At 57.7% G+C, this 11519-nt stretch carries 10 protein-coding genes, 1 tRNA gene and 3 pseudogenes; 12 read left to right on the forward strand and 2 right to left on the reverse strand.

Features of this window, described 5'->3' with window-relative positions:
* The first annotated feature begins 231 nt into the window (after positions 1-231).
* The 9 genes from thrS to AABM55_RS11060 all read left to right on the forward strand — a co-directional run bounded on the left by thrS (position 232) and on the right by AABM55_RS11060 (position 7686).
* Positions 232-2154, forward strand: coding sequence for a threonine--tRNA ligase (gene thrS, locus AABM55_RS11020; RefSeq protein ID WP_347929558.1), 1923 nt, complete (start codon positions 232-234; stop codon positions 2152-2154).
* Positions 2154-2705 (forward strand): translation initiation factor IF-3, encoded by a 552-nt coding sequence (gene infC, locus AABM55_RS11025; protein WP_169843736.1) that lies wholly within the window; start codon positions 2154-2156, stop codon positions 2703-2705. Before thrS ends, infC begins: the two co-directional genes overlap by 1 nt.
* 60 nt (positions 2706-2765) lie before the next feature.
* Complete coding sequence (rpmI, locus tag AABM55_RS11030; RefSeq protein ID WP_002553160.1) at positions 2766-2960, forward strand: 50S ribosomal protein L35; 195 nt, start codon at positions 2766-2768, stop codon at positions 2958-2960.
* Between the two features lie 29 nt (positions 2961-2989).
* Positions 2990-3346: a 50S ribosomal protein L20 gene (gene rplT, locus AABM55_RS11035; RefSeq protein WP_007905879.1), complete on the forward strand. Its 357-nt coding sequence runs from the start codon at positions 2990-2992 to the stop codon at positions 3344-3346.
* A 109-nt stretch (positions 3347-3455) separates the two neighbouring features.
* Positions 3456-4472: a phenylalanine--tRNA ligase subunit alpha gene (pheS, locus tag AABM55_RS11040; protein ID WP_007905876.1), complete on the forward strand. Its 1017-nt coding sequence runs from the start codon at positions 3456-3458 to the stop codon at positions 4470-4472.
* Between the two features lie 26 nt (positions 4473-4498).
* A complete protein-coding gene (gene pheT / locus AABM55_RS11045; protein ID WP_347929559.1) occupies positions 4499-6877 on the forward strand; it encodes a phenylalanine--tRNA ligase subunit beta in 2379 nt (792 codons plus the stop codon).
* Between the two features lie 3 nt (positions 6878-6880).
* Entirely contained in the window at positions 6881-7183 is a 303-nt protein-coding gene (gene ihfA / locus AABM55_RS11050; RefSeq protein WP_002553164.1) for an integration host factor subunit alpha, read from the forward strand.
* Positions 7164-7520 (forward strand): MerR family transcriptional regulator, encoded by a 357-nt coding sequence (locus tag AABM55_RS11055; protein WP_003179985.1) that lies wholly within the window; start codon positions 7164-7166, stop codon positions 7518-7520. Before ihfA ends, AABM55_RS11055 begins: the two co-directional genes overlap by 20 nt.
* Before the next feature lie 89 nt (positions 7521-7609).
* Positions 7610-7686: transfer RNA gene (locus AABM55_RS11060), tRNA-Pro, on the forward strand.
* Between the two features lie 79 nt (positions 7687-7765).
* On the opposite strand, the pseudogene AABM55_RS11065 reads toward AABM55_RS11060, so the two are convergent.
* Positions 7766-8553, reverse strand: a pseudogene (locus AABM55_RS11065) (tyrosine-type recombinase/integrase); the annotation flags it as partial.
* A gap of 27 nt (positions 8554-8580) precedes the next feature.
* Between AABM55_RS11065 and AABM55_RS11070 the strand changes: the two are divergent.
* Positions 8581-8700 (forward strand): annotated as a pseudogene (locus AABM55_RS11070) (inovirus-type Gp2 protein); the annotation flags it as partial.
* 196 nt (positions 8701-8896) lie between these two features.
* Here AABM55_RS11070 and AABM55_RS11075 read toward each other — a convergent pair.
* Positions 8897-9052, reverse strand: a pseudogene (locus AABM55_RS11075) (IS5/IS1182 family transposase); the annotation flags it as partial.
* A gap of 148 nt (positions 9053-9200) precedes the next feature.
* Between AABM55_RS11075 and AABM55_RS11080 the strand changes: the two are divergent.
* Both AABM55_RS11080 and AABM55_RS11085 read left to right on the forward strand, forming a co-directional pair.
* Positions 9201-10961: a ShlB/FhaC/HecB family hemolysin secretion/activation protein gene (locus AABM55_RS11080; RefSeq protein ID WP_347929560.1), complete on the forward strand. Its 1761-nt coding sequence runs from the start codon at positions 9201-9203 to the stop codon at positions 10959-10961.
* An 11-nt stretch (positions 10962-10972) separates the two neighbouring features.
* Positions 10973-11485, forward strand: coding sequence for a toxin-activating lysine-acyltransferase (locus AABM55_RS11085; RefSeq protein WP_103319800.1), 513 nt, complete (start codon positions 10973-10975; stop codon positions 11483-11485).
* Positions 11486-11519: the final 34 nt, after the last annotated feature.

Raw genomic sequence — 11519 nt, forward strand, 5'->3', positions numbered from 1 at the left:
GCGCTTGGGTATTTTCAGGCTCTGGACGATCTGTTCGCCAGTAGCGACCAATACCCGAATAACCCTGATTTGATCTCCAGTCACTCTGGTTCGGTTTCCGGTTGGCCGTAAGGCTCCTGCCGCTGTAAGGCAGGCGTTCATTATTGAATGGCCTGGACTGAATCGCGTACTGGCTGCTCATCCCAACCCACGTGACCTTTGGTAGGGGTCACCACTAGGAGAGGAGGCGCCATGCCCACTATTACTCTTCCCGACGGCAGTCAACGTTCCTTCGATCATCCGGTTTCCGTAGCCGAGGTCGCCGCATCCATTGGTGCCGGTCTGGCCAAGGCCACCGTGGCCGGCAAGGTCAACGGCAAACTGGTTGACGCCAGCGATGTCATCGACAGCGACGCGACCCTGCAAATCATCACGCCCAAGGATGAAGAGGGGGTGGAGATCATTCGCCACTCTTGCGCTCACCTGATCGGCCACGCGGTCAAGCAGCTGTACCCGACGGCGAAAATGGTGATCGGTCCGGTCATCGATGAAGGCTTCTATTACGACATCGCCTACGAACGTCCTTTCACTCCGGACGACCTGGCGGCGATCGAACAGCGCATGCACCTGCTGATCGAAAAAGATTACGACGTCATCAAGAAAGTCACTCCGCGCGCTGAAGTGATCGACGTGTTCACCCGCCGTGGCGAAGACTACAAGCTGCGCCTGGTCGAAGACATGCCGAACGAGCAGGCCATGGGTCTGTACTATCACGAAGAATACGTCGACATGTGCCGCGGTCCGCACGTGCCGAACACCCGCTTCCTGAAATCCTTCAAGCTGACCAAGCTGTCCGGCGCCTACTGGCGCGGCGATGCCAAGAACGAGCAACTGCAGCGCGTTTACGGCACCGCCTGGGCTGACAAGAAGCAACTGGCGGCTTACATCCAGCGTATCGAAGAAGCCGAAAAGCGCGACCATCGCAAGATCGGCAAGCGTCTCGGCCTGTTCCATACCCAGGAAGAAGCGCCGGGCATGGTTTTCTGGCACCCGAACGGCTGGACCCTGTACCAGGTGCTCGAGCAGTACATGCGCAAGGTCCAGCGTGAAAACGGCTACCTGGAGATCAAGACTCCGCAGGTGGTTGACCGTAGCCTGTGGGAGAAATCCGGGCACTGGGCCAACTACGCCGAGAACATGTTCACCACGCAGTCGGAAAGCCGCGATTACGCGATCAAGCCAATGAACTGCCCTTGCCACGTGCAAGTGTTCAATCAGGGCCTGAAAAGCTACCGTGAGCTGCCGATGCGTCTGGCCGAATTCGGTGCTTGCCACCGTAACGAGCCGTCCGGTGCGCTGCACGGCATCATGCGCGTGCGCGGGTTCACCCAGGACGATGCGCACATCTTCTGTACTGAAGAGCAGATGCAGGCCGAATCCGCCGCGTTCATCAAGCTGACCATGGATGTCTACGCCGATTTCGGCTTTACCGACGTCGAAATGAAGCTGTCCACTCGTCCGGAAAAACGCGTCGGCTCCGATGAGCTGTGGGATCGCGCAGAATCGGCGCTGGCCTCAGCCCTTGATAGTGCAGGCCTGCCGTACGATCTGCAGCCAGGCGAGGGTGCTTTCTACGGTCCGAAAATCGAGTTCTCGCTAAAAGATTGCCTCGGTCGTGTCTGGCAATGTGGTACCTTGCAGCTCGATTTTAACCTGCCGATCCGTCTGGGAGCCGAATACGTCTCCGAAGACAACAGTCGCAAGCACCCGGTAATGTTGCACCGGGCGATCCTGGGTTCCTTCGAGCGTTTCGTCGGGATTCTGATCGAGCATTACGAGGGCGCGTTCCCTGCGTGGCTGGCTCCGACTCAGGCAGTGATCATGAATATCACTGATAAACAGGCAGATTTTGCCGCTGAAGTTGAAAAAACTCTCAACCAAAGCGGTTTTCGTGCCAAGTCTGACTTGAGAAATGAAAAGATCGGCTTTAAAATCCGCGAGCATACTTTGCTCAAGGTTCCCTATCTCTTGGTTATTGGAGATCGGGAAGTCGAGATGCAGACTGTCGCTGTGCGTACTCGTGAAGGTGCTGACCTGGGCTCGATGCCCGTCGCCCAGTTCGCTGAGTTCCTCGCGCAAGCGGTTTCCCGGCGTGGTCGCCCAGATTCGGAGTAATTATTATTAAGCGTGAAATGAGACAAGATAAACGAGCTGCACCGAAAGCCCCGATCAACGAGAATATCTCGGCACGCGAGGTTCGGTTAATTGGCGCTGACGGCGAGCAGATTGGCATCGTCTCGATTGATGAAGCGCTTCGTATTGCTGAAGAAGCCAAGCTTGATCTGGTAGAAATCTCCGCAGACGCAGTCCCACCGGTTTGCCGTGTGATGGACTACGGCAAATCGATCTTCGAAAAGAAGAAGCAGATTGCTGCGGCGAAGAAAAACCAGAAGCAGATTCAGGTTAAAGAAATCAAGTTTCGTCCAGGGACGGAGGAAGGGGATTACCAGGTAAAACTGCGCAACCTGGTACGTTTCCTGAGTGACGGGGACAGGGCCAAGGTATCCTTGCGATTCCGCGGCCGTGAGATGGCCCACCAGGAGCTGGGGATGGAACTCCTCAAGCGGGTTGAAGGTGACCTGCTCGAGTACGGTTCGGTCGAACAGCATCCTAAGATGGAAGGACGCCAGCTGATCATGGTCATCGCCCCGAAAAAGAAGAAGTAATCAACAGGGCACGGCAGGCCTTGCGATTATGTTTATCAACTGAATGCGGAGTATCCGAACATGCCAAAGATGAAAACTAAAAGTGGTGCTGCTAAGCGGTTTCTGAAAACTGCTAACGGTATCAAGCACAAGCACGCTTTCAAGAGCCACATCCTGACCAAAATGTCGACCAAGCGTAAGCGTCAACTGCGCGGTAGCAGCTTGCTGCATCCGTCTGACGTGGCAAAAGTCGAGCGCATGCTGCGCCTTCGTTAATTTTTGGTTAAGAATAGAGGAAGTAACTCATGGCTCGTGTAAAGCGTGGCGTCATTGCCCGTAAACGTCACAAAAAAATTCTGAAACTTGCTAAAGGCTACTACGGCGCTCGCTCGCGCGTATTCCGTGTTGCCAAGCAAGCGGTAATCAAGGCAGGCCAATACGCCTACCGTGACCGTCGTCAGAAAAAACGTCAGTTCCGCGCTCTGTGGATCGCTCGTATCAACGCTGGTGCACGTATCAACGGTCTGTCCTACAGCCGTTTCATCGCCGGCCTGAAAAAAGCGTCCATCGAGATCGACCGTAAGGTTCTGGCTGATCTGGCAGTGAACGAAAAAGCGGCGTTTGCTGCGATTGTCGAGAAAGCTAAAGCCACCTTGGCTTAAGTACCCCCGACAGTCACCCGGGCTCACCTCTGTGGGCCCAGGTGTTAAACGTCATAAATAGGGGAAGAGCCTTCAAGCTCTTCCCCTATTTTGTATCTGGAGTCTGTACATGGAAAACCTGGATGCGCTGGTCTCTCAAGCACTAGAGGCTGTGCAAAGCGCTGAAGATATCAATGCCCTGGAGCAAATCCGGGTTCACTACCTTGGCAAAAAAGGTGAATTGACTCAGGTGATGAAGACCCTGGGGAATTTGCCGGCAGAAGAGCGTCCGCAAGTCGGCGCCCTGATCAACGTTGCCAAGGAGCGTGTCACAGAGGTTCTCAATGCGCGCAAGGCACTGTTTGAAGAGGCCGACCTGGCCGCCAAACTGTCCGCCGAGTCCATTGATGTGACCCTGCCTGGCCGTGGTCAGACCTCCGGTGGTCTGCATCCGGTTACTCGCACTCTGGAACGTATCGAACAGTTCTTCACCCATATCGGCTACGGCATCGCCGAAGGCCCTGAGGTCGAAGACGACTATCACAACTTCGAGGCGCTCAACATCCCAGGCCATCACCCGGCCCGGTCGATGCATGACACCTTCTATTTCAATGCCAACATGTTGCTGCGCACCCATACCTCGCCGGTACAGGTCCGCACCATGGAATCGAAACAGCCGCCGATCCGCATCGTCTGCCCAGGCCGTGTGTACCGCAGCGACTCCGATATCACCCACTCGCCGATGTTCCACCAGGTCGAAGGCCTGCTGGTCGACCGCGACATCAACTTCGCCGACCTGAAAGGGACCATCGAAGAGTTCCTGCGCGTGTTCTTCGAAAAAGAACTGGCAGTGCGCTTCCGTCCTTCGTATTTCCCGTTCACCGAGCCGTCCGCCGAAGTCGACATGGAATGCGTGATGTGCAGCGGTAAAGGCTGCCGCGTCTGCAAGCAGACTGGCTGGCTGGAAGTGATGGGCTGCGGCATGGTTCACCCGAACGTGCTGCGCATGTCCGGGATCGACCCGGAAGAGTTTTCGGGCTTTGCCTTCGGCATGGGCGTTGAACGTCTGGCCATGCTGCGTTACGGCGTGAACGACTTGCGTCTGTTCTTCGACAACGACTTGCGGTTCCTCGCGCAATTTCGCTAGTCGTAACGAATTCTTAGGAGAGCAGGATGAAATTCAGTGAACAATGGCTGCGCGGCTGGGTAAGCCCGCAGGTAAGTCGCGACGAGCTGGTTGCTCGTCTGTCGATGGCCGGTCTTGAGGTCGATAGCGTTACGCCGGCCGCCGGTGAATTCAGTGGCGTGGTGGTGGGCGAGGTGCTGAGCACCGAGCAGCACCCGGACGCCGACAAGCTGCGTGTTTGCCAGGTCAGCAATGGCGCGGAGACCTTCCAGGTCGTTTGCGGTGCACCAAACGTGCGCCCGGGCCTGAAAATCCCGTTCGCCATGATTGGTGCCGAACTGCCAGGCGACTTCAAAATCAAGAAAGCCAAGCTGCGTGGCGTTGAGTCCAACGGCATGCTGTGCTCGCAAGCCGAACTGCAAATCGGTGAAGGCAACGATGGCCTGATGGAATTGCCGGCCGATGCGCCGGTCGGTCAGGACATTCGTGAATACCTGAGCCTGGACGACGCCAGCATCGAGGTCGACCTGACCCCGAACCGCGGTGATTGCCTGTCCCTGGCCGGTCTGGCCCGTGAAGTCGGTGCGCTCTACGCTGCCGAAGTCACGCGCCCGGTCGTTGCCAGTGTTCCAGCGGCGCACGATGAAGTGCGTTCGATTGAGGTTCTGGCGCCCGCTGCTTGCCCGCGTTACCTGGGCCGCGTGATCCGTAACGTCGACCTGTCCAAGCCTACGCCGCTGTGGATGGTCGAGCGTCTGCGTCGCGCTGACGTGCGCAGCATCGACGCTGCCGTCGACATCACCAACTACGTGATGCTGGAACTGGGGCAGCCGCTGCACGCTTTCGATCTCGCCGAAATCAATGGCGGCATCCGCGTGCGCATGGCCGAAGAAGGCGAGAAGCTGGTGCTGCTCGACGGTCAGGAAGTCAGCCTGCGTAGCGATACACTGGTGATTGCCGACCACTCCCGCGCCCTGGCGATTGCCGGCGTGATGGGTGGCGAGCACAGCGGTGTTTCCGCGACCACTCGCGATGTCTTCCTGGAAAGCGCGTTTTTCGATCAGATCGCCGTTGCTGGCAAGGCTCGTTCCTACGGCCTGCACACCGACGCCTCGCACCGCTACGAGCGTGGCGTGGACTGGCAGCTGGCCCGTGAAGCCATGGAGCGCGCCACCGGTCTGTTGCTGGAAATCACCGGCGGCGAAGCTGGCCCGATTATCGAAACCGTCAGCGAACAGCACCTGCCATCGATTGCTCCGGTCACCCTGCGTGCCCAGCGCATCACCCAGATGCTGGGTATGGAAATGGATGCAGCCGAAGTCGAGCGTCTGCTCAGCGCCTTGGGCCTGAAGATTTCCGCGGACGGGGCAGGGCAGTGGCGCGTAGACGTGCCAAGCCATCGCTTCGATATCAGTCTGGAAGTCGACCTGATCGAAGAGCTGGCCCGTCTGTACGGTTACAACCGTCTGCCGGTTCGCTACCCGCAAGCCCGCCTGGCACCACAAGCCAAGGCTGAAGCGCGTAGCGATCTGCCAGAGCTGCGCCGTCTGCTGGTGGCTCGTGGTTATCAGGAAGCGATCACCTACAGCTTCATCGATCCGAAACAGTTCGAACTGTTCAACCCGGGCGTCGAGCCTCTGTTGCTGGCCAACCCGATCTCCAACGACATGGCCGCCATGCGTTCGTCCCTGTGGCCGGGTCTGGTCAAGGCGCTTCAGCACAACCTGAACCGTCAACAGGACCGTGTCCGTCTGTTCGAAAGCGGCCTGCGCTTCGTCGGTCAGCTGGAAGGCCTGAAGCAAGAGCCGATGCTGGCGGGTGTGGTCTGCGGCGGCCGTCTGCCGGAAGGCTGGGCCCAAGGTCGCGATACCGTGGACTTCTTCGACGTCAAAGCCGACGTGGAAGCGGTGCTGGGCTTTGCCGGTGCACTGGATTCGTTCACCTTCGTGCCGGGCAAACACCCTGCGTTGCACCCGGGTCAAACCGCGCGCATCGAGCGTGAAGGTCGCGTAGTCGGCTACATTGGCGCTATCCATCCTGAATTGTCGAAAACCCTCGGTCTCGACCGTCCGGTCTTCGTTTTCGAGCTGGTGCTGGCCGAAGTGGCGTTGGGCAAAATGCCTAAATTCAGCGAGTTGTCGCGTTTTCCTGAAGTGCGTCGTGACCTTGCGCTGCTGGCAGATAAAGACGTTGCGGCCAGCGCCGTACTGGACGTAATCCGTGAAAATGCAGGCGAGTGGCTGACGGACCTCAGGCTATTTGACGTGTATCAGGGTAAAGGTATTGATCCGCATAGAAAAAGCCTTGCAGTTGGCTTGACCTGGCAGCATCCATCGCGCACTCTTAATGACGATGAGGTGAATACCACGACGCAAAACATCCTCACCTCGCTCGAACAAAGGTTGAACGCCACGTTAAGGAAGTGACGTATGGGGGCTTTGACGAAAGCTGAGATGGCGGAACGTCTGTATGAAGAGCTGGGCCTGAACAAGCGGGAGGCCAAGGAATTGGTCGAACTGTTCTTTGAAGAAATCAGGCACGCTCTTGAAGACAACGAACAGGTGAAGTTGTCCGGTTTTGGCAACTTCGACCTTCGTGACAAACGCCAGCGGCCTGGCCGCAATCCGAAAACGGGAGAAGAAATCCCGATCACGGCTCGCCGTGTGGTCACCTTTCGTCCAGGGCAGAAGTTGAAGGCCCGAGTTGAGGCTTATGCTGGAACCAAGTCATAACGACGAGCTTCCCGTCATCCCAGGCAAACGCTACTTCACCATTGGTGAAGTCAGCGAGCTTTGTGCGGTAAAACCGCACGTGCTGCGCTACTGGGAGCAGGAGTTTCCTCAACTCAACCCCGTCAAGCGCCGCGGAAATCGCCGGTATTATCAGCGCCAGGATGTGCTGATGATCCGGCAGATCCGCGCGTTGCTGTATGACCAAGGGTTCACCATCGGCGGAGCGCGTCTGCGCCTTTCTGGCGATGAAGCCAAAGACGACACCACCCAATACAAGCAAATGATCCGCCAGATGATCGCCGAGCTCGAAGATGTTCTGGTGGTACTCAAGAAATAAATTCCTGCTTTTAAATACTTCCAGTTTTCAAAAGCTTGCGATATATTCTTGAGCGTTCCTCGAGATGAGGAACAGGTTTCACGCCTAGTCGGGGCGTAGCGCAGTCCGGTAGCGCACTAGCATGGGGTGCTAGGGGTCGAGTGTTCGAATCACTCCGTCCCGACCATATTTTTCAATGAGTTAGGCCAATGTTCACAGCATTGGCCTTTTTCATTTGCGTGACTTTTGCGTGACTCGTCTGTTTTTCATGCCTTTCTCCTCTGCAAAATGGTCAGTACTGGCCCGCGAGAGTCAGTTGCCGAAACTTTATTTGCCGCCTCGATCAATTGCCAAATCTCGGTCCCCGAGTAATGGCTGGTGATGCTGCCGTTCTTGTGTCCCAGCAAGGCCTTTCGATCTTCCTGTGAGACATCCGCCGCCCGAAGGCGACGCCAAAATGTGTGTTTCAAATCATGCACCCTGATGGATGTGTACCCAGGGTGAGCGGGGCGAAGGCTTTTCTCCTGCCAGAGTTTCGCCGCTCTCACTTGTGCTTTCTTCCAGGTCGAGTCGTTCATTCGACGCATCGCGTTGCCGTTGTACGGAAAACCCAGTCCTTGCTCAGGCCGCGCTGCTTATCGATGATCGACTTGGCCACGTTGTTGAGCACGACAAGCCGCTCATCACCGTTCTTCACACCTGACCGCTCGTTCCAGCCCCCAAAGTCGGACGGTATCAGGAATACACTGGTGCCCAGTTCGGGTACCGAGAACTCCCAATCCCATCTCAACTTGCAGACTTCCTGCTTCCGCGTGCCGGTGTTCACCTTGAACAGCGCCATTGCTTGCAGGTGGGCTGGCAACTCACCGAAAAGGATCGATTGCGCTCCCCATGTCATGGGGGAGGGCTCGCGCACCTTTTTCTTCAAGTCCAGCTTGGCCAGTATTGGTACCGAATCAAGCCAGGGCCTGCGCTCTTCATCCCGCCACTTCTTTGCGTAAAGTAAAAGAACCCTTATTACCCGCTCAATCGAGATGTTGATCGTACGAGGTGCCGATTAAACCGGTATCTGCGTGCTGGTGATGAGGACGTGCTGCCGGATCTGTTCTACCGTGCCAGCTACCTGTGCAAGGCAGCTACGAAATCCTACGGGAATCGTCAGCGCGGATTCGATACCAGTAGGGGACAACTGCTCATGTAGTTAGAACACTCAGGCAGTGCTTGGCTGATTCTCACGAGCCTATCCAGTCCGTTGTTTTGCATACGCTGATTCCCGTCTTGGGGGGCATTCTGGCTGTTTCGTTAGTCGCTCAGGCCGTCCGCAGCGCTCATTGATGGCGGTCTAGCGCAGGGGGGGCAATCAACCCCCGCATGCGTTGTTTGCCATAGGCAAATTCCGAGCTCAGATACCGATTGATACTCGATTCAATTTCTTCCATGCGCCGCTTCAGTTTGGCGCTGGTGAAATTGCGGTCGCGATTGTTGACTGCCTTGAATTTACTGCCGTCGATGGCAACCAGATTTTCTCTGAATAATCCCAACTGCTGGCACAGAGATGCCTCCTTTGTTTCCCTGAGACTGGGGGCTTCTCTGATTGAATGTTGCTAATTATTTCGATCCTGCCACCTTTCGATTACAATTGTCCGACAATGCACCTGGCTAACGGGTGCGTGCAGGAAGTTTCATTCTCAGGGAAGTGTCGTGTTTTTCAAGCCTCATTCGTGTACCCGGCTGCGTGCTTTTGTGCGTGGCCGCTTCGTCGTGCAACGCTCGTTGTATCCCCTCGCAATCGTCAGCCTGTTTGCCAGTCTTGCCGCCACGGCGGCAGAGCCGAGCGCGCAGGAACAGTCGTTGCTGCGCCAACAAGAGCGCGAACGGGTCTTGCGCGAGCAGCTCGAACCCTCTCCTGACGTACGCCTCAAGGCCTCCCCGGATGATGGTCAGGGCCTGCTGCCGGCCAATGAAACGCCATGCTTCACGATTCGCCATATCGTGCTCGAGGGTGAGGATTCAGCCGCCTTCCAGTGGGCGCTGCGTGCTGCCAACCCGGCGTCCGATCCGGCGCTGAACCGTTGCCTGGGGGCCGCGGGCATCAACCTGACCATGAAGCGCATACAGAACCTGATCATCGCGCGGGGTTTCGTCACCACGCGGGTGCTGGCCGCCCCTCAGGACCTGAGCCAAGGGACGCTTGCTCTGGTACTGGTTCCGGGACGCATCAAACACATTCGGTTTGCCGACGGCACCTCGTTGCGGGCGACGCTGTGGAACGCCATGCCCGCCCAACCCGGTGATCTGTTGAACCTGCGGGACATCGAGCAAGCCCTGGAGAACTTCAAGCGGGTGCCCACGGCCGAAGCTGACGTGCAGATTACGCCGGCAAACGACGCTGACGCCAAGCCGGGAGAAAGCGATGTGGTGATCCTCTGGAAGCAAGCTTCCGTGGCGCGCCTGAGTCTGTCGGCCGACGACTCGGGCACCTACGACACCGGTAAATATCAGGGCAATGTCGCGCTGTCGCTGGACAATCCGTTGGGCCTCAATGACCTGTTCTATGCCAGTTTCAGCCACAACCTGGGCGGCGGCAAAAGTGGTGATCGTGGTTCTGAAGGGCACACCCTGCACTATTCGCTGCCGTACGACTACTGGCAACTGGGCCTGACGTCCAGCGAGTACGACTATCACCAGACCGTGGCCGGGAGCAATCAGACTTATGACTATCAGGGCCACAGTAGCAACGACGAACTGAAACTTTCACGACTGCTCTACCGCGATGCCGTGCGCAAGACGTCGGCATGGGCCAGTGGCTGGTCGCGCACCTCCAGCAACTCTATCGACGACACCGAAATTGAAGTGCAGCGCCGGCGTATGGCGGGCTGGGAGCTGGGGCTCGATCACCGCGAGTTCATGGGCAGCAATACCCTGGATCTGGGCCTGAGCTATCGACGTGGAACCGGGGCGGACCATGCCTTGCGAGCACCGGAAGAAGACCTCGGCGAGGGGACGTCACGGCCGAAGATCATCAGCGCCAACGCCCAGTTGCAAACCCCGTTCCGTCTGGGGACGCAGCAATTTCGCTACATCGGCGCTTGGCGCGGCCAATGGAATCGCTCGCCGTTGATCGCTCAGGATCGTTTCTCCATTGGTGGGCGCTACAGCGTCCGCGGGTTCGATGGTGAACAGATCCTCTCCGCCGAACGCGGCTGGACCTTGCGCAATGACCTGGGCTGGTTCGTCTTTCAGAGCGGCCAGGAACTCTATCTCGGCGTCGACTATGGCGAGGTCGGCGGACATTCCAGCCAGTCCTTGTCCGGGCGCCGTCTGGCGGGCTCGGTGGTCGGTGTGCGGGGCGGCTACAAGCAGTTTTCCTATGACCTGTTCGTCGGCCAACCGCTCATCAAGCCCAGCCATTTCGAAACGGCCGCCGTAACCACGGGCTTCAACCTCAACTGGTCGTTTTGACGGAGACCGGCATGCACTTCGATAGTCTTGAAATCCTTGCCCCCCAGCTGTCCGACGAACCCTGGAACGAGGCGACCGTGTTCGGTTCCGCCGTCTGGTTGTGGATGCAGTCGGCGGCGCATCGTGATGCGCCGCTGCATACCTTGTCGGCATTGCTGCTGCCGGCGATCAAGCAGCGCCAGTTCATGCTCGCCAGCGAGCAAGGCACGCCGGTGTTTTTCATGTCCTGGATGAACCTCAGTGCCGAGGCCGAGCAGCGCTATCTGAACAATGCTCCGGTGTGCATGTCTGAGGCTGACTGGAACAGTGGCGAGCGTCTTTGGATCAGCGACTGGGTCGCGCCTTTCGGGCATACCCGACAACTGTCGAGACTGCTGCTGCGTCGGCTCTGGCCGCAACGCTTTGGCCGCTTCCTGGAGCATCGGGGCGATGAGCGCGGCTTTCGTATCAAGAAGTGGCAGGGCATCGGAGTCCTGCCCGCCGAGGCGCGCGCCTGGTTCGCCGCTCACCCGCTGCTTCAGTAGCTTTCGGCCACATTATTTTGGCGTCTGGCGCATC

This window comes from Pseudomonas helvetica, from assembly GCF_039908645.1.
In the GTDB taxonomy this organism is placed as follows: Bacteria; Pseudomonadota; Gammaproteobacteria; order Pseudomonadales; family Pseudomonadaceae; genus Aquipseudomonas; species Aquipseudomonas helvetica.

Bases quoted from the DNA above. Each gene is read 5' to 3' on its own strand.
- thrS (WP_347929558.1), top strand. From the start codon at position 232: ATGCCCACTATTACTCTTCCCGACGGCAGTCAACGTTCCTTCGATCAT.
- rpmI (WP_002553160.1), top strand. From the start codon at position 2,766: ATGCCAAAGATGAAAACTAAAAGTGGTGCTGCTAAGCGGTTTCTGAAA.
- rplT (WP_007905879.1), top strand. From the start codon at position 2,990: ATGGCTCGTGTAAAGCGTGGCGTCATTGCCCGTAAACGTCACAAAAAA.
- pheS (WP_007905876.1), top strand. From the start codon at position 3,456: ATGGAAAACCTGGATGCGCTGGTCTCTCAAGCACTAGAGGCTGTGCAA.
- pheT (WP_347929559.1), top strand. From the start codon at position 4,499: ATGAAATTCAGTGAACAATGGCTGCGCGGCTGGGTAAGCCCGCAGGTA.
- ihfA (WP_002553164.1), top strand. From the start codon at position 6,881: ATGGGGGCTTTGACGAAAGCTGAGATGGCGGAACGTCTGTATGAAGAG.
- AABM55_RS11055 (WP_003179985.1), top strand. From the start codon at position 7,164: ATGCTGGAACCAAGTCATAACGACGAGCTTCCCGTCATCCCAGGCAAA.
- AABM55_RS11085 (WP_103319800.1), top strand. From the start codon at position 10,973: ATGCACTTCGATAGTCTTGAAATCCTTGCCCCCCAGCTGTCCGACGAA.